The organism is Sorangium sp. So ce367 (assembly GCF_051520455.1).
GTDB classification, from domain to species: Bacteria; Myxococcota_A; Polyangia; order Polyangiales; family Polyangiaceae; genus Sorangium; species Sorangium cellulosum_B.
In genome coordinates, this window is the sequence record NZ_CP150334.1 from 1337601 (window position 1) to 1357794 (window position 20194).

General features: G+C 70.9%; 17 protein-coding genes and 2 pseudogenes. 13 read left to right on the forward strand and 6 right to left on the reverse strand.

Translation table 11 applies throughout. The annotated features are described in order from the left end of the window. Window positions 1-423: 423 nt before the first annotated feature. Both WME97_RS04990 and WME97_RS04995 read right to left on the reverse strand, forming a co-directional pair. Complete coding sequence (locus tag WME97_RS04990) at window positions 424-888, reverse strand: SRPBCC family protein (protein WP_437549809.1); 465 nt, start codon at window positions 886-888, stop codon at window positions 424-426. A gap of 182 nt (window positions 889-1070) precedes the next feature. After that, entirely contained in the window at window positions 1071-2354 is a 1284-nt protein-coding gene (locus tag WME97_RS04995; protein WP_437549810.1) for a SprT-like domain-containing protein, read from the reverse strand. Between the two features lie 152 nt (window positions 2355-2506). Here WME97_RS04995 and WME97_RS05000 point away from each other — a divergent pair, with 152 nt between their 5' ends. Both WME97_RS05000 and WME97_RS05005 read left to right on the forward strand, forming a co-directional pair. Further along, window positions 2507-4555, forward strand: coding sequence for a sulfatase-like hydrolase/transferase (locus WME97_RS05000; protein ID WP_437549811.1), 2049 nt, complete (start codon window positions 2507-2509; stop codon window positions 4553-4555). Window positions 4556-4560: 5 nt separating this feature from the next. After that, window positions 4561-6579, forward strand: a complete 2019-nt coding sequence (locus WME97_RS05005; RefSeq protein ID WP_437549812.1) for a sulfatase-like hydrolase/transferase — start codon at window positions 4561-4563, stop codon at window positions 6577-6579. Window positions 6580-6601: 22 nt separating this feature from the next. On the opposite strand, the gene WME97_RS05010 is transcribed toward WME97_RS05005, so the two are convergent. Continuing rightward, entirely contained in the window at window positions 6602-7171 is a 570-nt protein-coding gene (locus tag WME97_RS05010; RefSeq protein WP_437549813.1) for a hypothetical protein, read from the reverse strand. Continuing rightward, complete coding sequence (locus WME97_RS05015; RefSeq protein WP_437549814.1) at window positions 7168-8418, reverse strand: AAA family ATPase; 1251 nt, start codon at window positions 8416-8418, stop codon at window positions 7168-7170. The genes WME97_RS05010 and WME97_RS05015 overlap by 4 nt, the downstream gene beginning before the upstream one ends. Before the next feature lie 323 nt (window positions 8419-8741). Here WME97_RS05015 and WME97_RS05020 point away from each other — a divergent pair, with 323 nt between their 5' ends. Together WME97_RS05020 and WME97_RS05025 are read left to right on the forward strand one after the other, a co-directional pair. Beyond that, window positions 8742-8870 (forward strand): hypothetical protein, encoded by a 129-nt coding sequence (locus WME97_RS05020; protein ID WP_437549815.1) that lies wholly within the window; start codon window positions 8742-8744, stop codon window positions 8868-8870. Between the two features lie 139 nt (window positions 8871-9009). Next, window positions 9010-9600 carry a Uma2 family endonuclease gene (locus WME97_RS05025; protein WP_437549816.1) on the forward strand — a complete coding sequence of 197 codons (591 nt, stop codon included), beginning with the start codon at window positions 9010-9012 and terminating at the stop codon, window positions 9598-9600. 40 nt (window positions 9601-9640) lie between these two features. Here the strand turns inward: WME97_RS05025 and WME97_RS05030 are convergent, their stop codons facing one another. Together WME97_RS05030 and WME97_RS05035 are read right to left on the reverse strand one after the other, a co-directional pair. After that, window positions 9641-10153: a DUF1993 domain-containing protein gene (locus tag WME97_RS05030; protein WP_437549817.1), complete on the reverse strand. Its 513-nt coding sequence runs from the start codon at window positions 10151-10153 to the stop codon at window positions 9641-9643. A 224-nt stretch (window positions 10154-10377) separates the two neighbouring features. Then, on the reverse strand, window positions 10378-13464 hold the full coding sequence (locus tag WME97_RS05035; RefSeq protein ID WP_437549818.1) for a PEP/pyruvate-binding domain-containing protein: 3087 nt from the start codon (window positions 13462-13464) through the stop codon (window positions 10378-10380). Window positions 13465-13583: 119 nt separating this feature from the next. On the opposite strand from WME97_RS05035, the gene WME97_RS05040 reads away from it, so the two are divergent. From WME97_RS05040 to WME97_RS05080, 9 genes and pseudogenes are all read left to right on the forward strand, one after another. Continuing rightward, window positions 13584-14645 (forward strand): YegS/Rv2252/BmrU family lipid kinase, encoded by a 1062-nt coding sequence (locus tag WME97_RS05040; protein ID WP_437549819.1) that lies wholly within the window; start codon window positions 13584-13586, stop codon window positions 14643-14645. 184 nt (window positions 14646-14829) lie between these two features. After that, window positions 14830-15468 carry a hypothetical protein gene (locus WME97_RS05045; RefSeq protein WP_437549820.1) on the forward strand — a complete coding sequence of 213 codons (639 nt, stop codon included), beginning with the start codon at window positions 14830-14832 and terminating at the stop codon, window positions 15466-15468. 163 nt (window positions 15469-15631) lie between these two features. Then, entirely contained in the window at window positions 15632-16765 is a 1134-nt protein-coding gene (locus WME97_RS05050) for a formimidoylglutamate deiminase (protein ID WP_437549821.1), read from the forward strand. Between the two features lie 261 nt (window positions 16766-17026). Next, entirely contained in the window at window positions 17027-17413 is a 387-nt protein-coding gene (locus WME97_RS05055; RefSeq protein ID WP_437549822.1) for a VOC family protein, read from the forward strand. A gap of 75 nt (window positions 17414-17488) precedes the next feature. Beyond that, entirely contained in the window at window positions 17489-17974 is a 486-nt protein-coding gene (locus WME97_RS05060; RefSeq protein WP_437549823.1) for a DUF1579 domain-containing protein, read from the forward strand. A 51-nt stretch (window positions 17975-18025) separates the two neighbouring features. After that, window positions 18026-18283 (forward strand): annotated as a pseudogene (locus WME97_RS05065) (ATP-binding cassette domain-containing protein); the annotation flags it as partial. Between the two features lie 199 nt (window positions 18284-18482). Continuing rightward, window positions 18483-18623, forward strand: a pseudogene (locus tag WME97_RS05070) (JAB domain-containing protein); the annotation flags it as partial. A 540-nt stretch (window positions 18624-19163) separates the two neighbouring features. Continuing rightward, the gene (locus WME97_RS05075) at window positions 19164-19625 is read left to right on the forward strand and encodes a hypothetical protein (RefSeq protein ID WP_437549824.1); all 462 of its coding nucleotides are present in this window, start codon (window positions 19164-19166) and stop codon (window positions 19623-19625) included. Between the two features lie 94 nt (window positions 19626-19719). Further along, a complete protein-coding gene (locus WME97_RS05080) occupies window positions 19720-20154 on the forward strand; it encodes an amidohydrolase family protein (protein WP_437555310.1) in 435 nt (144 codons plus the stop codon). The last annotated feature ends 40 nt before the right edge of the window (window positions 20155-20194 follow it).

The window sequence follows — 20194 nt, forward strand, 5'->3', positions numbered from 1 at the left end:
GCCGTCCGCCCGAGCGCAACGCGGGAAGTACGCCGGCGTCGTGGCGAATCACCCCTCACTGCATCAGCGGATGTCCCCCAGGCTCGTGTCGAGGGAGGATAAGATAACCACGATTACGCTGAGCATAAGATAACCACGATTACGCTGGTGAGCGCTGGTCGGCCTTGGTGCCCCGAGCGCGATCGAACGACCTTCGTGAACACCGATGAGGCCCCCGGAGAGGGTGTCCGTGGGGCGGCGCGGGGGACGGACCGCTGTCTGAGCCTGATCGACGAGCTCTCTCCGGCGTGCGCAGCGCGCCGGAGAGAGCTCGTCGATCAGGCGAGTTCGGTGGGGCCCCCGCGCCGCCCCACGGACACCCTCTCCGGGGGCCGGGCAGCCGGGACCAGCGCCCTCTCCGGGGGGCCGGGCGCGCAGCGCTAGCTAGCTCGCCCGCCGCCGCTCCAGGTGCGTCTTCATGGCCTTGAGATCCCCGTGCACCGCCTTCTTGAAGCTGCCGATGAACAGCCGCCCCAGCGTCTCCATGAACCAGCCCATCCCGGCGATCTCGCCCTCCATCTTGAGCAGCGTGCCGGCGCCCTCGGGCTCGAAGACATACCGGAAGCGATAGGCCCCCCGCCCCGTGGTGCCCTTTTGCCCATCGACGAAGAGGTCCAGACGCCTGCCTGGCTCCGCCGCCGTGACCTCGAACAGCTCGGTCGATTCCTTGCCGAACATCTTGCGGGTCTCACGCCACATCGCGCCCTTGCCCACGACGGCGCCCGTGAGCCTCTCTACCCGCACGAAATTGGGCATCCAGTCGCCGAACGCGTCGATGTCGGTCGCGAGCCGGAAGACGTCCTCGGGCGATGCATCGAAGCGCTCTTCAATGGTGAACAGGAGCGGCATCTCGTTCTTCTCCTAGGCTTTCCCGCGCGCCGCGCCATCGTGCCGGAACCGCTCCTTCTCCGTCAACGAGCGCGTCGAGCGCGCGCCGCGGCCGAGACGCCGACGCTGCGCCATCTCGCATCTCTCGCATCGTATGGCTTCCGTCCGAGCTCCTCGCGCGGCCCGGATCCGGCGTCGTGAGCTCAGCCCTTCTTGCCCGGCGGCAGCAGCATGCCCCGGTTGCCGGTCGCCTCCTGCATCGGCCGGTGCAGGACGATCTTTCGCCCCGCCTCGCGCCCGTGCGCGTGCGCCGCTGTCCGCTGGTTGCCCGCGTGGCGCAGGTGCTGCACGTGCGGGTGGCGCGTTCGATAGTAGCCGTCCAGATCGGCGTCCCTCACCCAGACGAGCCCCTGCTCGACGGACACCTTCCGCTCCGCGTTCAGCTTCTCGAGGAACCCGAGCATCACCCCGGCCTGGTAGGTCCGCCGGTCCTTGTTGCCCTTCACCCCGTGGGTCCGCTTGTGCGCGTTCCACAGCTGCTCGGCCGTGTGGTGCAGGAACGCGTGCACGTAGGCCGCCATCTCCAGGTTCGCCGGCGTCCCGCAGATCTCGAGGACGCTGCCCCGCTTGCCCTCGAGCGGCAGGTAGACAGGCACCCAGATCGCCTCGACGAAGAAGTGCTTCCCGAGGATGCCGCCGACGATCCGCTCGGTCTCGCCCACGCGCCCGCTCGGCGCCCCGAGGTGGCGGAAGCCGTACTGCCGCGCGGCGCGCGCCTTCGCGACGTCGAGGTTGTACTTCAGCATCAGCCGCTGCGCGGCGCTCATCGCCGCCTGCGCCTCGTTCGCGTTCGGGCTGTCGGCGAGCGCGAGCAGCCGCGCGATGCGATCGAGGATCCGGGCGTCCACGCTCGCCTCCGACGCGCCCGCGTCGTCGCCGCGCGCGACCCCGGCCGGATCCGCCGGCGAGCGCCCCGCGGCCGGCATCCCGGCCGCCGTCCCGTCGATGCCGAGGCGCGTGCACACCTCGCGGAACGCCGGCCCGTGCGCCGCCTCGTCCGTGACGCCCAGCACCTCGTGCACGTACTGGTGCGCCATCTCGTGCTTCAGCACCTCGATCACGACGCCCCACGGCTGCGTCAGGACGAGCGGCCGCGAGATCTCGATCGCGCGCGCCTCCGAGACCCATCGCCCGAGCCGGCTCGCGGCGTCCGACAGCTCGATGGACGCAGAGCGCAGCTTCCGCCGGAAATGCGTGTAGTTCAGGCTCTGGTAGGCCGCCATGAGCTCGCGCACGAGCGCCGCCTCCAGCTCGGCGCTGAGCCTGGCCGCCGTCTCGAGCGGCGGCTCGGGCGCCAGCGCGCCCGGCGACGGCCGCGCCTCGGGCTGCGCGGCGGCCTCGGTCGACGCGGGTTCGGCCGGCGGCGCCGCGGCCCCGGGGGCCTGCTGCGCGCCGCGCATCCCGTTCAGGAAGAGCTGCTCCGCCATGCGAACGCCTCCATGGCACGCCTCGCGCGGCGGTCGAAGGGTTTTCTCCTCCCCGGGCGGGCAATCCCGGCCGGCGCCGTCACCTCGACGGCACCGAGCCGCCTCAGAAACGTTCCCGATACGCCACGTCCTCGGTAAACTCGCGCGCCTCCGTGCTCAGCTCCAAGGCGCTCAACGATCCTCCGCCGGTCGAGGCCGACGCCTCGAGCCGCTCGTCCCGCGGCTTCGCCCGCGATCTGGGGGCCGATCGCGCCGCGGCGCGCGCTCGGCTGCGCGCCGTCGCCCGCGTCCGCCGCCGCTACGGCCGCCTGTTCCTCGCGCTCCCGCTGCTCCTCATCGTGGCGGCGGACGTCCTCCTCCGCGGCGATCGCCTGCTCGATCTGGGCGGCAAGCACATCGCGAGCTACCTCGGCGCGATGGTCGAGAGCGCCGCGCTCTGGGGGCTCCTGCTCTTCGCCGCCTCGTCGCGGCGGGGCGCGTCGCGGTGGCTCGCGGCGCTGCTCTTCGTGGCGCTCGCGACGCTGTCGCTCGGCGGCCAGCTCTACTTCCACCGCCAGTACGCGACGTACCTCAACCTCGACGCGACGCTCTTCGGGACCTCGCTCTCGGCCAGCCTCTTCGGCCAGCTCCGGGCCGACGGCGAGAACTTCTTCCGCTCGGTCCTCCCGCCGCTCCTGCTCGCGATCGCGCTCGTCTGGCTGGGCCGGCGGATCGTGCGGCCAGGCCGCACGGCGTGGGCCCGCGCCGCGCGCCTCGCCGCGCCCGCGGTCGTTGTGGCCGCGTTCGTCCTGCCGTGCTCCTACCGCACGGTGCAGGCCTCCACGCCCGACGTCATCTACTTCCACGCGATCGGCGGCCTGCTCAAGGAGCTCGCCGGCGTCCAGACCACGGCGCAGGTGCGCCCCGGGCTCCGCACGCCGCCCTCGCTGCCGCCGGTCACCCCGCGGCCGGGCCCGCGGCGCAACGTCCTCTTCATCCTGACCGAAAGCGTGCGGGCCGACGCGACGTGCTCGGCGCGCATGCCCGTGGCCGCCGGCGAGGCGCCCGCCGCGTGCCCCGGCACGCCGCGCATCGACGCGGCGGTCCCCGACCGGCTGCCGCTCACGCAGATGCGCTCGAACGCCTCGACGACGGCGATCGGGCTCGCGGTGCTCTGGTCCGGCCTCCAGCCGGTCGCGACCCGCGAGGCGCTCCACACGGCGCCGCTCGTCTTCGACTACGCGCACGCCGCCGGCTTCGACAGCGCCTACTGGACGAGCCACCACATGATGTTCGCCAACTCGCGCCTCTACGTGCAGGACCTGCCGGTCTCGCACCAGTGCGGCGCGACCGAGCTCGATCCGCTCGCCGACATCGATCTCGGGGCCGACGACCGGCTGCTGTCGGCGCACGTCCGGTCCGAGGTGCTCTCGCTGCGCGAGCCGTTCCTCGCGGTCGCTCACTTCGGGAACACCCACGTCCCTTACCTTGTCGACCCGGAGGACGCGCCGTTCCAGCCCGCCCTCGAGAGCAAGGCGCCGGACGACAACGAGGCGTACCGCAACTTCTACAGGAACGCGGTCTACCGTCAGGACGCGGCCATCGCGGACCTCATCCGCTTCGTCCGCGGCTCTCCGGTCGGCGAGCGCACGGTCATCGTCTTCACGTCGGATCACGGCGAGGCGTTCCGGGAGCACGGCCAGCTCGGCCACACGGGCTCGATCCTCGACGAGGAGATCCGGGTGCCCGGATGGATCGACGCTCCGCCGGGCACCCTGACGGCGGCGGAGGAGGGCGCGCTGCGCGCGGCCCGGGACGAGCCGGTCTTCCACACCGACGTGGCGCCGACCCTGCTCGACCTGATGGGCCTCTGGGAGGAGCCTGCGCTCGCGGGGTACCGGGCGGCGATGGTCGGGCACAGCCTGCTCCGGCCGTCGCCGGGGCCGGCGGCGCTGGCGCTCACGAACTGCACGGGGATCTGGGGCTGCGCGTTCAAGAACTGGGGGATGATGCGCGGCAACATGAAGCTCGAATCCCGCGCCTGGGACACCGCCTGGCACTGCTACGACGTGCTCGCCGACCCCCGCGAGCAGCGCGACCTCGGGCCCGCCGCCTGCGGCGACCTGCCCCGGCTCGCGGACGCCCTCTACGGCGGTCCCGCGGGCAGCGTCGATGTCCCCGCCCACCTCCGCGACCTCGCGGTCGGGCCTCGCCACGACTGATCCGGATGACCCAGGACATCGACCGACAGGGCGGCGCGCTCGCCGAGCCGCCCGCGTCCCCCGCCATCAGCCTGCCCGCGCACGGGGACGATCGCGCCGCCCGTGACCGCGTCCGCCCGCGCGCCGCGCGGAGGGCCGCGCTCCGCCGCGGCCGTCTGATCAGCTTGGCCCTCCTGGCCTCGCCGGCGCTCTGGATCCTCGTCGCCGACGTGCTGCGCCGGGCCCGCCACATGACAACGTTCGATCGGCCGCACGCCGCGGGGTACGCCGCGACCGTGGCCGCGTCGCTGGGGTTCTGGGGCCTCTTGCTCTACGTCGCCTCGGGCCGCCGCGGCGCGGCGCGCGGCGTCGTGGGCGCGCTGTTCGTCGCGCTCTTCACGCTCGCGTGCGGCGTCCAGGGGGGCTTCCACGCCCTCTACAACCTCTACTGTTCGGTCGACTCCCAGATCCACTCCCAGTCGATCCCCTGGTCGATCGTGGGCACGCTCCCGCTCGGGCACCCGCGCGTGATCGCCCACTTCGCGGTCGCGCTCGGGCTCGCCCTTGGGGCGCTCCGGCTCTCCCGCCGGCTCGTGCGCCCCCGGCGGCTCCGGCGGCGCCTCGCCGCCGCGCTCGTGCCGCTCGCGCTGGCCGGCGTGGCGGTGATCCCGGTGAGCTACCGGGTGATCCAGTCGTCGTCGGCCGACATGATCTACTTCCACGGCATCACCGCCGTGGTGAAGGAGCACCTCGGCATCACGAACGACTCCCCGGATCTGCGGGTGCAGCGCCGCGACCCGGAGCGCGTGCCGCGGCTCTCGGCGCGGCCTGCGCGGCCGCGGAACGTTGTCCTCCTCCTGCAGGAGAGCCAGCGGGCGGACGTGACGTGCGTCGCGTACGACCCGGCCTGCGACAAGGCGACGCCGTTCTCCAACGCCGCCGCGCCCCGCCGCATGCCGCTCCTGCAGATGCGGGCCCACGACTCGACGACGGCCATCTCCATATCGAACATCTGGTCCGGCGTCCCTCCGACGGAGCGCCTCGCGGTGCTCGGCGCTGCGCCGCTGCTCTGGGATTACGCCCACGCGGCCGGGTGGGACACCGCGTACTGGACGAGCCAGAACCTCATGTTCGGGAACGCTCGGCTCTACGTGCAAGACATCCCGGTCTCGCACCGGGCTGTCGCGACCCAGCTCGATCCGGGCGCCGACCTCGATTACGGCGCCTATGATCGGCAGCTCACCGATCGGGTGATCGAGGAGTGGGACGAGCTCGTCGAGCCGTTCTTCGCGGTCGTCCATTACTCGAACGTCCATTTCCCGTACGTGAGCGATCCGCTCCACTCGCCGTTTCAACCGAGCGAGCTGACGAAGGCGCCCGAGAAGAACGAGCACTTCAAGAACTACTACAAGAACGTCGTTTACCTGTCGGACATGGCGGTTGGCCGGCTCATCGAGCACATCCGCGGGACGCCGAGCGGCGAGCGCACGGTCATCGTGTACACGTCGGATCATGGCGAGTCGTTCCGGGAGCACTGGCAGCTCGGCCACACGAGCTCGCTCTGGGACGAGGAGATCCTCGTCCCGACGTGGGTCGACGCGCCGGAGGGGACGCTCGCGCCGGAGGAGCGGGCGAGCATCGAGGGCGCGAAGGACACGTTCGTGTGGCACCTCGACCTGGCGCCGACGTTCCTCGATCTGATGGGCCTCTGGGACGAGCCGGGGCTCGATCCGTTCCGCCGGCGGATGATCGGACATCCGTTGACGCGGCCGGAGCGCACGGTCGCGCCGGTGCCGCTCACGAACTGCACGTGGGTGTGGGGCTGCGCGTTCCGCAACTGGGGGATGATGCAGGGGCCGATGAAGATCGAGGCGCGCGAGTGGGACGGCGAGTACCACTGCTTCAACGTGCTCGAGGACCCGCTGGAGCTGACCAACCTGGGAGAGCAGGCGTGCGCTCCGCTGCCCGACCTCGCGCGGGGGCTCTTCCACGAGATGCCGAACGTCACGCCGCCCGGGAGGCCCAAGGTCGACTGGGGCGGGTGAGCCTGTACGAGGCGCAGGGGCGCTACGCGCCGAGGCGTCGCTCGAGGTCCGCGACCTCCGGGCACAGGGAGCGAATGCGGCTGTACCGCGAGGCTGCTTCGCGGGCCAGGATCCCGCGCCCCTCCGCCGGCTCCTGGAGGACGCCGCGCTTCTTGGCGAGGGGTTGATAGTAATGTTCCTTCGGGTTTTCGTGGGCGCGTACTGCCTTCCACGCCCACTCGGAGGGCAGATCGTGTCCGGCGAGGAGCCACACCTCGATCTCTTGCCAGGCGTTCTCGGCCAGAAAACGTTTTCCCTGTGGAAGCGCGGCGCTGGCCAGCGACTCCAGTCTATCGAGGGCCTCGCGCCGCCCCGGTTTGCCATCGCGATCGACGAGGAGCAGGAAACACTCGATCATCGCCTGGTAGCGCAGAAGTATCTCCTGGAGGCGCTCCCACCGGAGCGCCTGGTCGACGCCGCCGAGGAGCGGATCGCGGCACACGAGCACCTTGGCCTTGCGGCCAACAGCCTCGAACATCTTCGCGACGATGGGCTCGAGGACGTACTGATCTTTGCGAAAGTCCTCGGGGATGACGAGCACGCGATAGCTCACTGGGCGGCCTCGCCCGCGTCGTCTGCCATGAGCTCTACCATGTCTTCCAGCCACCCCGAGGCGTGTAGGCGAGCGAGGTCCTGCGTCTCGAGGACCCGGTTCAGGTCAGGAAGGTCGACCACCTTGCGCACGCTGGACTCGTCGGCGCCGCGGAGCCGGTAGATGAGGAGAGCGCTCTCCCTGGACTCGGGGCTGAGGAAGCCGAGAAGCTGGGGCGAGTGGGTCGTCGCGATGACCTGGACATCCCTGGTGCGACACTGCTGTTCGATGAGCTGCACGAGGAGGTGAAGGCGTGTCGGATGGATGCCGTTCTCGATCTCCTCGAAGAAATAGAAGTGAGCGGAGTCGGTGTCGAGAAGAGCGGCAAGGATCGCGAGGAAGCGCAGCGTACCGTCCGAGGCGCTGTAGGCCGAGATCCTGCGCCCGCCCTGCTCCACGAGGTGCACGAGGACGCGTCCGGCGAAATCCTGGGGAAATTCGAGATTCATCACGTCGAGCGGCGTGAGGGCGCGGATCCACTCGAGGAGCGTGTCTCTTCGCTTCGGATCCTGGGAGATCGCTTGCAGCACGGACGAGAGGTTTTCGCCGCGATCCCCGAGCACCTGTCTGCCCGGCAACGAGGGTAGCCGGGCAGCGTCCGGTGAGAGGTCCAGGAAACGCATCGAGCGTAGCGTGTGCAGCGTCCGCTTTGCTTGTCTCCGGACGTAACGAGGATCCCTGACCTGCGCGATCGCAGGCGAGCTTATCGCAGGCGAGCTTGACAAGGTGGATTCCTCACCACCTCGCGCGAGGCGTACGAGCAAGTGCTCTTTGCCTTGCTGCGCAGGGGCGTCCTCAGCGGGGTGTGAGTCGAAGTCCATGTCTGTGCTCCCGTAGAGGGCCTCGCGTGTGACCCTGGGAGCAGCATTCGAGAGCCCGGTGGCGACGGAGACTCGATATTTGTGATGGTATTGATTCTCAATGTCCTTGAGCTCTGCACTGATCGAGAACTCCGGTCCTCCTCCGAAGACAACCTCCCTCGTGCCGCCTCGAAGACCCTTCCACTGAAGCTCGCCGCCCTCCCCGTACTTCTCGCCAAGGATCTCCGCCAGCGAGTAGCCGCGGCCGACGCCATGGAGAAAGCGGAACGCATCGCGGAGGTTGCTCTTGCCGGATGCGTTCGTCCCGACGAGCAGCGTGAAGGGGCCCAGCGGGATCGCAGCCTTCCGGAAGCTCTTGAAGTTCTCGAGCGTGATCGAGGTCAGCATGGGCTCTCGGCGTGGAGTGTAGCCGCGGCGCTGCCCGTCGTTTCACTGAATCGCTCGACGGCGCGCCTGCGCCCGGTGAAGCGTGCGGACTCTGGACGGGCGGCGGACGGACGGCGCGCGCTCCGGGCCCAGCACGCTCCGCGACGCGGGCGGCTGAGCCCCGCGCGGCGCTCAGCCCTCCTCCATCCGCGCCGCCTGCACGGCCCGGAAGCGCGCGCTCTGCGCCGCGCGCTTGCGTCAGGCGAGGTGGATCGTGTTCCGGGCGCCCCGGCGCCCCTTGCCCGCGGCTGCGCTCCCTCGGCGCGCGCTACGAGCGAGGGCCGGTGTGGGAGCCGTTCGCCGTCGGGCATGGCCGGCTCGTCACCGGGCAGACCCCGGCGCCCTCGGCGTTGGTCGCGCGGGAGACGCTCGCGGCGCTCGCCGAGCAGGAGCCTCGGTCCAGCGCGCGCTGAGCGGGCGCCGCGCTGGACCGAGGCCCGGCGCCGATCGGGCGAGAGAGCGCGTCGCGGTCCCACGTCGTGGAGGCGGAGCGATCTGGTAAGGCCGAGCGAAGCGTCGCGACACCTCGCTCGGAGGCGCTATGCTCGACGCGTGCCCGCAGCACAGAAGCCACGCCCGGCCACGGTGGCGGATCTCCTGGCCATCCCCGAGGAGCAGCGCTTTCACGAGATCCTCGACGGCGAGCTCGTGCAGAAGGCCGTTCCTTCGTTCGAGCACGGCGACGCGCAGTCCGCCATCGTCGCGCACGTGAAGATCCCCTTCCAGCGGCGCCCCGGGGGCCGCTGGCCCGGAGGATGGTGGTTCGCCACGGAGATCGAGGTCGAGTTCATGCCGGACCAGGTGTACCGGCCTGATGTGGTCGGCTGGCGCCGCGAGCGCGCGCCGGAGCGGCCCAGCGGGTGCCCTGTCCGGATCCGGCCCGACTGGGTCTGTGAGGTGCTGTCCCCGAGCAACGCGCGCAACGACACGGTCAAGAAGATGCGCGTCTACCAGCGCTGTCAGCTCCCCCATTACTGGATCGTCGATCCCCGGGAGGAGACGCTGACCGCGCACCGGTGGACCCCGGAGGGGTACCTCGTGGCGCTCCGCGCGGAGCGGGGCGAGCGCATCAGGGCCGAGCCGTTCGATGCGATCGAGCTTCAGGTCGGCGTGCTCTTCGGGGACGAGCGCGAGGACGACTGACGGCCCCCCCGCCGCCTCCCGCGGGGGAGGGCCGCCTCGGTCACAGGTCGCGGAGGTCGAGCGACCCGATGAAGTCGGACTTGCCGACGTCGAGCCCGTTGTGCCGCAGGATCGAGTACGCGGTGGTCGCGTGGAAGTAGAAGTTGGGGAGCACGAACCCGAACACGAACGCCGGGGCCTTCATGCCCTTGCCCGGCAGTAAGAAGAGCGGAATCGTGCGGTCTTCCGCGCCCTTCAGCTGCTCCGGCTTCACCGCGTTCAGCTGCTCGATCGCCTTGCCGATGCGCGCGCGCAGCTCCGCGATCGTCTCGTCGCCCGTCTCGAGCTGCGGCAGCTCCGCGCCGGTGAGCAGCGCGCTCAGCCTCAGGGGCCAGGCGATGACGTTCTGGATCTGACGCCTGAGGTTCCACTGATCGGGCGCGAGGCGCGCCGTGAGGAGCACCTCCGGATCGAACTTCTTCTGCTGTGCGTAGGTCTCCGCCTTGTCGAGCCAGACCAGCACCTGGCCGAGCATGCGAGTCATCTGGGGGAACGAGCTGTCGTAAAGGCTCATGATCTTCTCCTCGTCAGCAGGAATAGCCGGCGCTTCTGGTCCACCGGCAGCCTCCGCGCGTCAACTCCGCGCGCGCGCCGGCCCGGTCCGCGTCGCGCGGTCGGCGCGGTTGACTGGAGCGGCGGTCGAGCCCGGTGGTGCGCTTCGAGGAGAAGTCACGAGCCCGGCGGAGCCTCGGGCGATGGCGGGGCTCGCCGGGGCTCCGCAGGCCTTTCGGGAGACGCTCAGTCGACCTGGTGGAACACGCCCGCTGGATCGAGGGTCCAGAGCTTCGGGCCTTGCTCGCCGCCGTCCGGCGTCCGGACGTGGATCAGCCGGATGCCCTTCTCCTCCAGCTCGGCGAGGATCGCGGGATCCAGGCCGGGCTCGAGGCGGGGCTCGAAGATGAAGTCCTCCGAGAAATTGTGGTGCTGCGGGCGGTACGTCTGCGCGTAGTAGCCCTTGAGCACGATCGGGGCGCTCGTCAGCCCCTCGATGCGCGTCCCCACCCACTTGTGGAGCGGCGCCGTGTACCCCGCCGTGGGGCCCGTCGGGGCCGGCGGCCAGTAAAACGCGGTCTCCACGGTGACGCCGGACGTCCATGAGAGCGAGCGCTCCTGGAGCAGCGCGCCCGCCACCGGAGGGCCCTCCGCGGGACAAGCGTCGAGCTGCACCACCTCCGAGGACACCGCGAGCGGCGTCCCGTCCCACTCGAGCGCCGGCACGGGCGTGGCGTAGGAGGCGCTCAGCATCATCCCGACGTCGCGCAGCGCGACCAGCGGGCCCAGCGACGGTGGCAACAGCTCGGGCACCGGGGAGGCGGCGAGCGCATAGGTGATCTCCGAGGCCCCGGCGCCGTCCACGAAGGAGTCCGTGGCCGTCTCGCTGGCGTACGCGTGGGACGCGGCCGGCCACGCCGCGGGGCTGCCCGAGAGGGTCGCCACCGATCCACCGGAGAGGTAATCGAGCCGCGCGTCCTCGTTGAAGAGCGTGCTGGCGAGCGCCGCCGGCGTGAGGAACCCGCTCTTCGCCGAGAGCCTCGCGCGCACCTTGAGCCGGTGGTTCGCGAACACGTCGCCGGACTCGCCCTGGAAGGTGCAGACCTCCCGGGGCTCGTCGAGCAGGAACGGCGTGAGGCTCGGCGTCGTGTCCGGGAGCGCGACCTCGCGCACCTGCTTCACGACGAGATCTCCGGGCTTCATCTTCTTGAACTCGTAATCGAGCAGGAACGACTTCCTGCCGGGGTTCAGCTCGCTGAACCGCGCCTCGACGCGGCCGAGCAGCGCGGCGAGCGCGAGGTAATCGTCCTCCCATTGCATGACGTGGCCGCCGAGCGGGACGAGCGTCGAGCCGGACAGGAGGTAAACGGAGGTCTCCTGGTCGAAGAGGCTCGCGGTCACGACCTCAGGCTGCGCCCCGCCTTCCGGGTTGGTGACGGACGTCGCCCCGAGCTGCGTCACGATCTTGATCTGGTCGTTGACCAGCTCGCGCCGCTCGAGCGTCGCGACGCCGTTCGCCATCTCGTCCTCGTCAGGATAGGAGTGATGGACGAGGACGCCCATCCCGACCTCGGCCTCGTCGACGCCATGGAGGAGCCGGGCGAGGAAGGCGTTGTCGTTGTAGAAGCTCGCGTACACCTTGCGGATCGCGCGGAACACGCCGCGCTCGCTGGCCTCGCCGGGGTCGCACAGGCTCGGCCCCTCCTGGTCGGCGTCCCGATCGTCGGCCAGGCAGCCGCTGTAGCTGTCGTAGAGGCCCGCGCCCGTGAAGACGGCGCTGTCCTCCACGTTGGTCGAGCTCCGGAACCGGATCTTCTTCGTGGGCGTGAAGCCCTCGAGCGCCGCCTCGATCGCCTGCCGCTGCCCCGCCGAGAAGGCGGTATCCCCTGTGATCCGCGCGCGGATCGCCGCGAGATCGGCCTTGAGCGCCAGCATGTCGGGCGGGTAGCTATGGCCCGCGAGGCGCTCCGCGATCTCGGCGCGCAGCGTGCGGCCGCCGGGCATGACCTGATCGAGGAAATCGTCCCAGAGATCGAGCGACAGCGCGACCGCGACATCGGAGTTCTCCGGGATGGCGTCCCGCAGCAGGCCATAGTTCGCGGCCTTGCCCCCGAAATGCACGATATCCGCGGGGCCGAGATCCTCGGTGGACCCGGCGTAGGCGCCGAGGGGCTCCTTGGGGCGGATCCCGAGCTCGCCAGGCCGCTTCAGCGCGAGCAGGTGCTCCCTGTCCGCCGGCGCGATCCCTCCGGCCTCGAAGAGCACGGCGCGGCAGATGGACCCGTATTGCAGCGAGGCCCGCAGCGCGACCTCCTCTCCGTCGAGCGCCTTTGCCGCGTCGGCGGCGGCCGGATCGCCGAGGTAGACGAACGGGATGCCGAACGAGGTCGCGAGGAGGGCGGTGTGCGCGTTCGGCGTCGCGGGCGACAGCGAGACGATGCCCGCCACATAAGGCACCTCCGCAGGGATGGAGTCGGTGAGCAGGATGTCCTCGGCCCGAAGCTCGCCGCTCGCGTAGGCGGCGTCGATCGCGTCCGGCGGGACATAGCGGAGCCGCCCCACGGCCCAGCCCGTCGCATAACACGCGTCGCCGTCCAGCCACCGCTCGACCGAGCTCACCGGGAACCCGCTCGCCTCGAAGAACGCGCTGTTCTCCGCGGCCGACGCCGCTTGCTCGTACGTCGGGAAATAGAAGGGCCGCGTCCCCCCGGGCGCGATGACGCTGGCCTTCACGAGCTCCAGGACGACGCGCGCCACCTCGGGATCGTAGGCGTCCTGGCGGACGAGCTGGATGCCGTACTCCGGCACGCTCTCCGGGGTCGGCGGGAAGATCACGGCGCCGAGGATGGCCTTCTGCCCCTCCTCGTGCAGCGAGACCTGGTCGAACTCGTCCCGCGACATCTCGAAGAACGGGTCGAGCCGCGCGGTGGCGAACTCGCCGTGGAACGGGAACTTGTTGCTGTCCTGGTAGTAGACCTTGGTGGGGTCGTGCATCAGCACGGTGAACTTGACCCAGCCCGGCGTCTGGAAGGTCGGGGGCCAGGCGGCGAAGGGCTCGAAGGGGAAGCTGATCTGGTTCTTCCAGTCCTCCGATGGAGTGATGTCGATCGGGTAGGTGTCGACCGGCCATGACGCGCCGCCTCCGGCGCTCCCGCCGTCCCCCCCGCCTTCGCCGCCCGCGCCGCCCGCGCCGCCTTCGCCGCCGGTGGCGCCCCCGCTGCTCGTGGCGCCGTTGCCACCCGCGCCCGAGTCCTCTCCGCAGGCGGCGAGCGTGCCCGCGCCGAGGAGCGCGAGCGCAAGACAAGCCGGTCGACCGATTCGCTGAAGTCTCATGAACAACATCGCGGTACAACTGCCGTGCCATCGTGCAGCCAGCGGCGTCTCTGGGCTGCGCGGCGGGGCGCTGCTGTCGCGCGGGTGGCGCATGCAGGCACAGCCGTACGGGCGCGGCGATGGCCGCTCGCGCGGGTCCGCTCGCGGCCACCTTGCCGATTTTTCTTGGGGTTTCAACCGGTTCGGCGTTCTACGATGCCGCCATGACCGAGCGGAGAGCGGCGCTGATCGTCAACCCTGCTGCCGGCCACGCGGGCGATTCGGTCGAGTCGCTGCCTGCCCGGCTCCAGCGCGAGTTTGCGCTGAGCGTCTACGAGACGAGCGCGGAGCGCTCTGCCGCCGCCTGCGCCGACGCAGCGCGCCGCGAAGGCGCCTCCCTGGTGATCGCGGCGGGCGGTGACGGGACGATCTCCAGCGTGGCGTCGGCGCTCCTCGGGACCGATGCGTGCCTGGGGGTCCTGCCGCTGGGAACGGCGAACTCGATCGCGCACTCCCTGGGGATCCCGGCCGACCTGGAGGGGGCGATCGACGTGCTCGTCCACGGCGAGCCGACGCGCATCGACGCCGCCCGCGCCAACGGGAAGACCATGATCCTCCTCTCGGCGGTCGGGCTGCACGCCGACACGGTCGGCGAGACCCCGCAGGACGAGAAGCAGCGCTGGGGTGTGCTCGCGTACATCCGCACCGGGCTGAAGAAGCTGATGAGCCTGGAGCCGTTCGTTGTCGAGATCGAGACCGAGGACCAGCGGATCCACTGCCGTGCGGTCGCGGTGACCGTCGCCAACATGGCGCCTCCGCGCACGGTGCTGGCGCAGGGGCCGCCTGTCCTGTCCCCCGACGACGGGCGGCTCGACCTGACCATCGTGTCGGCCACGACGCTGGTGGAGGCGGTCGCGACCGGGCTGCACCTCCTGAGGACCGCGATCGACGGCGAGCCGGCCGAGCGCGACAACGTCGGTTTCCTCGCCGCCCGGCGGGTCTGCATCACCACCGAGCCGCCCCAGAACGTGCTCATCGACGGCGAGGAGGCCGGGACGACGCCGCTCGTGGTGGAGTGCCTCCCGCGCGCCCTGACGGTCATGGCGTCCCGCCGCGAGGAGGCCCGTGAAGCGCCGCCCGCCGCGGAGGTCGAGGTGAAGCTCGCGGGCTTGCCCGAACTCGAGGTCGAGCCGAAGCGATAAGGCGCCCTCGGGCCGAGAAGGCCCGAGGAAAATCCAGACGACCGGGGCCGGATCGTGCGTCGCGGCGCGGCGACCAGCATCGTGATGGCCTCGCGAGGGAGGAACCACACCCGCCCGGCGTAAGGAAACGTGGTTCTGCCGCGGCAGGGCTCGATTCTTGACCTTTCATCGGGAGCGCAGAGGAATGCGAACGACGTTCTGGGCTGGGGTGGTGGGGGTGTGCTTGGCTTGCGGCCTCTCGGGGCTGGGCTGCGGGGGCGACGACGACGGGGCGACGCCCGGTGACTGGACGGGTTCGGCGGGAGGCGGGGGCTCCGCGGCCGCGTCCTGCTCCGGACTCGACACGTCGGCGCTCGTCAGCGAGCTCTCGCCAGCGGAGGTCGAGCAGGCGTGCAAGGGGTATCGCCGCTGCAGCGCCGAGCAGGTGACCGTCGAGTACGTCTGCCTCATGCAGGGCGTGCTCGGCGCGGCGTACGGGGACGACGCCGGGACCAGCGACGCCGAGCTGCAGGCGAAGTGCTCCGAGCTGGTCGAGGGGTGCATGGCCGACCCGAGCCAGGCAGAGCAGCTCTTGGAGCAGGCCCTCATGGAGGTCGACGCAAAGCCCTGCGACCAGCCGACGCAGTGCACGGCCACGATCGCGGAGATCGACGCTTGCGCCGCCGAGATGCGAGCGTACGCGCGCGAGGTGTTCCCCGAGTGCAGCGCGCTCACCATGGCTTTCTACGAGCAAACCGACAAGGGCGACGCCCTGCTCGACGGGGCTTGCGGCAAGCTCGGCGCCGGCTGCTTCCCTCTCTTCACGACGCCAGGCGCAGAGTGAGCAGACCGCGCCGGACGCGGCGCGCCGCGGGCCGTGCGCACCCTGCTCCAGCGCGGAGGGCCGCTCTGGCGCGCAGCGCAGGCAGCGCGACCGGCCGCGCCTTTCCCCGGCCATCCCGGCGCGATGGACGTGATGGACGTGATGGACGTGATAGACGTGCGCCATGAGGCTGACCGAGCGAGCCATCGAGCTGCCGGCGCTCGCGAGCGCCCACTCCCATGCTTTCCAGCGCGGGATGCGCGGTGAGGCGCAGCGGCCGGGGCCGTCGGGGGCGGACGACTTCTGGTCGTGGCGCAGCGCCATGTACGCGCTCGCCGAGTCGCTCACGCCGGAGTCCATTCATGCGATCTCGAAGGTGGCCTATCGCGAGCTCCGCGCCGCGGGCGTGCGCACGGTGGGCGAGTTTCATTACGTGCACCACCAGCCGGGCGGCGCGCCCTACGCGGATCGCACGGTCCTCGCGGACGCGGTGATCGAGGCCGCGCGCGAGGAGGGCCTCCGGATCGCGCTCCTCCGGGTCGTCTACGCGCGCGCCGGCGCGGGCAGGGCGCCCGAGGGGGCGCAGCGGCGGTTCTCGGACGCCTCGCTCGACGCGGCGCTCGCGGACGTCGAGGCGCTTCGGGCGCGCTACGCGGGCTGCGAGGACGTGCGCGTCGGCGTGGCGCCCCACAGCGTGCGCGCCGTGCCCCCGGCGTGGCTCGGCGAGATCGCGCGGTACGCCGCGGAGCGCGGGCTCATGGTGCACATGCACGTGGCCGAGCAGCCGGCCGAGATCGAGGCGTGCCTCGCCGAGACGGGCCGGCGGCCGGTGGAGCTCCTGGCCGAGCGCGGGGTCCTCGGCGAGCGCTTCGTGGCGGTGCACGCGACGCACCTCGCGCCGCACGAGCCGGCGCTGCTCGGCGCGGCGAGGGCGTTCGCGTGCCTGTGCCCGACGACCGAGCGCGACCTCGGCGACGGACTGCCCGACGTGGGCGCGCTGCGCGCGGCGGGCGCGCGGCTGTGCGTCGGGATCGACAGCCACGTGATCACCGATCCGTTCGAGGACATGCGCGGCGTCGAGCTCGGCGAGCGGCTGCGGACGGGCCGCCGCGTCACGCTGCGGGGCGAGGGCGGGGCGACGCCCGCCGAGGCGCTCTGGGAGATCGGCTCGCAGCGGGGGGCGGAGGCGTGCGGGTTCGCGGATCCCGGCGGCAGCATCTCGGTGCGCCGGGACGCGCCGGCGCTCGCGATGGTGCGGGAGGAGCGGCTGCTCGACGCGGTGGTGTACAGCGGGAGCCCGGCGCTCGTGGAGGGGTGAGCGGCGCTCTTCACGAGCACGAACGAAGGCTCTTCGCCTCGCGCTCGCTCGCCCGAGCCGGAGCCCGCTCGCAGGCGCGCGTGGAGTCCAGTAGACTCCGCGCGCGATGAAGCTCACCCATCGGTGGTGTCCTAATTTGCCCGGAGAGAGTCCACATGAAGGCGGGAAGGCGGGAAGATCATCGATCTTTTCTTCCCGCCTTCCCGCCTTCCTGTTCAAATTAGGACACCACCGGAGAACCAGCCACCCGGAGGAGACTCCATGAGCTCGCACCACAAGCCCGACACCTACAGCACTGTCTCGCCGTACCTGATCGTCGACGGGGCGAGCGCCACGATCGACTTCCTGGTGAAGGTCTTCGGCGCGGTCGAGCTGCGCCGCTTCCCGAACGCCGAGGGCAAGCTCCAGCACGCCGAGGTGCGCATCGACGACACGGTGGTGATGATCGCCGATGGCGCCGACGGCTGGCCGCCGATCCCATCGTACGTGCATGTCTACGTGTCCGACGTGGACGCGACCTACCGGCGCGCCCTCGAGGCGGGCGCGACCTCGGTGCAGGAGCCCGTGAAGAAGGCGGATGAGGACAAACGGGGTGGCGTGAGGGACGCGGGGGGAACGACGTGGTGGATCGCCACCAAGGTGGAGTAGGCTCCTCGCGCTCGCCGGCGCGCGCGGAGCGCCGGAGCGAACCCCACGATACAAGCGCTGCAACAGGAGACGCCGATGACGACGACGACCGGATCGCAGAATGTGCACCCGTGGCTGGAGCAGCTCGTCGGGGAGTGGACGAGCGAGTTCGAGGCGCCGGCCGAGCCCGGTAAGCCGCCGCAGACGTTCACGGGGACGGAGATCGTGCGCTCGCTGGGCGGGGTCTGGGTGGTGTGTGAAGGGCGCTTCGAGACGCCGGGAGGCGTGGGGATCAATCTGATGACGCTCGGCTACGACCCGCAGAAGAACAAGTTCATCGGGACCTTCGTCGGCGCGATGATGACCCATCTGTGGGTCTACGAGGGCTCGCTCGACGCGTCGGAGCGGGTGCTGCGGCTCGACACCGAGGGGCCGGGGATGGAGCCGGGGGCGGGCCTGACGAAGTACGTCGACTCGATCGAGCTGAAGAGCGACGACCATCGGGTCCTGACGTCGCGCATGCTGGGCCCCGACGGGGCATGGCAGGAGGTCATGACGATGAACTACCGGCGCAAGAAGTGACCGCCGGCGACGGCTGCCCACGACCACGGACGCGCGGGGCGCGGCGGCACGATGATCGGGCGCGCCCCCGTCGCAGGAAGGACCTGTCGAACAGTCCACGAACTCGCACCCTGCTCGGCACGGGAAGTGACGAGGTGCTGCTTCCCGGAGGCCGGTCTCGACTGGAGCCGACATCTTACCCAGAGCCGCCGGCTGACGGACACCGCGCCGCTCGCCGCGCGCCCCTTCACCGCGCTCTCGCAGGGCGAGCGGCAGCGCGTGCTCCTCGCGCGTGCGATCGCGACGGGGGCCAGGATCCTCCTGCTCGACGAGCCCACCTCGGCGCTCGAAGTCGGCCACGCCCTTCGTCTCTACGCGCTGCTCCGGCGCCTCGCGGCCGACGGCTGCTGCGTCGTCGTGGTGCTCCACCCCCTCGCGGAGGCGCTCGACTGGACCGACGCCGCCGTGCTCCTGGATCGTGGCCGGCTCCGCCAGCAGGGCGAGACGCGCGACGTCATCAAGCCCGGCGGCGGCCCTCGCCGAGCGCACCCAGATCGCCCTCTTCGATGCGAGCCGGCTCGCCGCCGCCTTCGAGCTCGGCCGCCGCTACCACGCCGCCCGCGCGCGCCGGGGCGCGCTCCTCACCCATGGCTGCGCGCGAGCGTCCCGCAGGTGATCGTGCCGATGTTCGCCAATCAGCGCTACTGGGCCTCGCGCGTCCGCGCGCTCGGGATCGGGACGTCCGACGCTCGTGGAGCGCTGAGCGCGGAATCCCTGCTGACCGCGTTTGGGGACCGGCCCGCGCACTGTCTCTTCCGGACACCTCGTGTTCAGCTCCTCTCGCCCCGGCCTGGTTGCCGCGAGGACGACGAGCCGGCCATGGCCTCGTCTTGCTCACGATCGATGTATCGATGCGTGTTCAACCAGAGTCGCTTTCCGCAGGGAGGTATCGGATCGCCCACAAGCATGTCTACCGACCCGGGGCATGCCCCGCGGCTGGGGCTTGACGTTTCCTGAGCGTTTGGGTCTCCTTCTCTCCTGCCTCGTACGAGGCAGCACCAGAACAGTGCCAAGTGGGTCCTCACCGCTGATTTGACATCCCGCGCGCGTGGGGGGGAAGCCACTGGCGCGCTGTCTCCTCCGGACACTCAGATCGGCGGTGAAGACCCACTCAGTCGCTGAAGCCATGTCCTGCTCTCAGGAGAACCTCATGCGGAAGTCGTTATTGGGAGCCCTGGCCCTGCTCGTCGTGGGCTGTTCAGGGCCTGACGTCTCGAGATTCGAGGGAACGTGGAGGGCGGTAGGCGGCCGGGGCACCAGCTCGTGTTACGGCGACTGGGAGCTGCGGTCCTCCTTCAACATCCGGCTACGCGAAGGAGAAGACAGCGACCTCGAGTACATCACGCTCGATGAGGAGGGTCAACCCTGGGGAAGCTGCATCTATGGTTACTCCGTGGAGGGTGAGGTCGCGACGTTGGACGGCCAGCAAACATGCGTCCGCACGGGTTTCCCGGAGTACATCGAGATGCGCTGGATCTACACGAGAGACGACATCAACCTTGTCGATCACTGGATGCGTGAGGACGGGGAGGCAGTCGTCGAAGCCGATCTGTTCGATGGAACGACGGAAACCTGCAACGAGACGTACACCTATGAACTTGTGCGGCCCTGACCTGGCGCGTAGGTAAAAGAAGCCGGATCGCAGCACGAGGAAGTGTGGCGCGGCAAACCGGAGTGGCGGGACCGCGGCGCCGCACGAGCCGGCGCTGCTCGGCGCGGCGAGGGCGTTCGCGTGCCTGTGCCCGACGACCGAGCGGGACCTCGGCGACGGACTGCCCGACGTGGGCGCGCTGCGCGCGGCGGGCGCGCGGCTGTGCGTCGGGATCGACAGCCACGTGATCACCGATCCGTTCGAGGACATGCGCGGCGTCGAGCTCGGCGAGCGGCTGCGGACGGGCCGGCGCGTGACGCTGCGGGGCGAGGGCGGGGCGACGCCCGCCGAGGCGCTCTGGGAGATCGGCTCTCGGCAAGGGGCGGAGGCGTGCGGGTTCGCGGATCCCGGCGGCAGCATCTCGGTGCGCCGGGACGCGCCGGCGCTCGCGATGGTGCGGGAGGAGCGGCTGCTCGACGCGGTGGTGTACAGCGGGAGCCCTTCGATCGTGGAGGGGAGCCCCGCGCCCTCGGGCCCGCCTGCGCATTGAGCATTGACCGAGGCGAGGCGCCGGCTCGCCTCGGCGCAAG

Coding starts and splice junctions, on each gene's coding strand:
- WME97_RS05040 (WP_437549819.1), top strand. CDS start 13,584: ATGGCCGCTCGCGCGGGTCCGCTCGCGGCCACCTTGCCGATTTTTCTT.
- WME97_RS05075 (WP_437549824.1), top strand. CDS start 19,164: ATGCGGAAGTCGTTATTGGGAGCCCTGGCCCTGCTCGTCGTGGGCTGT.
- WME97_RS05045 (WP_437549820.1), top strand. CDS start 14,830: ATGCGAACGACGTTCTGGGCTGGGGTGGTGGGGGTGTGCTTGGCTTGC.
- WME97_RS05060 (WP_437549823.1), top strand. CDS start 17,489: ATGACGACGACGACCGGATCGCAGAATGTGCACCCGTGGCTGGAGCAG.
- WME97_RS04995 (WP_437549810.1), bottom strand. CDS start 2,354: ATGGCGGAGCAGCTCTTCCTGAACGGGATGCGCGGCGCGCAGCAGGCC.
- WME97_RS05050 (WP_437549821.1), top strand. CDS start 15,632: ATGAGGCTGACCGAGCGAGCCATCGAGCTGCCGGCGCTCGCGAGCGCC.
- WME97_RS05015 (WP_437549814.1), bottom strand. CDS start 8,418: ATGCTGACCTCGATCACGCTCGAGAACTTCAAGAGCTTCCGGAAGGCT.
- WME97_RS04990 (WP_437549809.1), bottom strand. CDS start 888: ATGCCGCTCCTGTTCACCATTGAAGAGCGCTTCGATGCATCGCCCGAG.
- WME97_RS05035 (WP_437549818.1), bottom strand. CDS start 13,464: ATGAGACTTCAGCGAATCGGTCGACCGGCTTGTCTTGCGCTCGCGCTC.
- WME97_RS05030 (WP_437549817.1), bottom strand. CDS start 10,153: ATGAGCCTTTACGACAGCTCGTTCCCCCAGATGACTCGCATGCTCGGC.
- WME97_RS05055 (WP_437549822.1), top strand. CDS start 17,027: ATGAGCTCGCACCACAAGCCCGACACCTACAGCACTGTCTCGCCGTAC.
- WME97_RS05005 (WP_437549812.1), top strand. CDS start 4,561: ATGACCCAGGACATCGACCGACAGGGCGGCGCGCTCGCCGAGCCGCCC.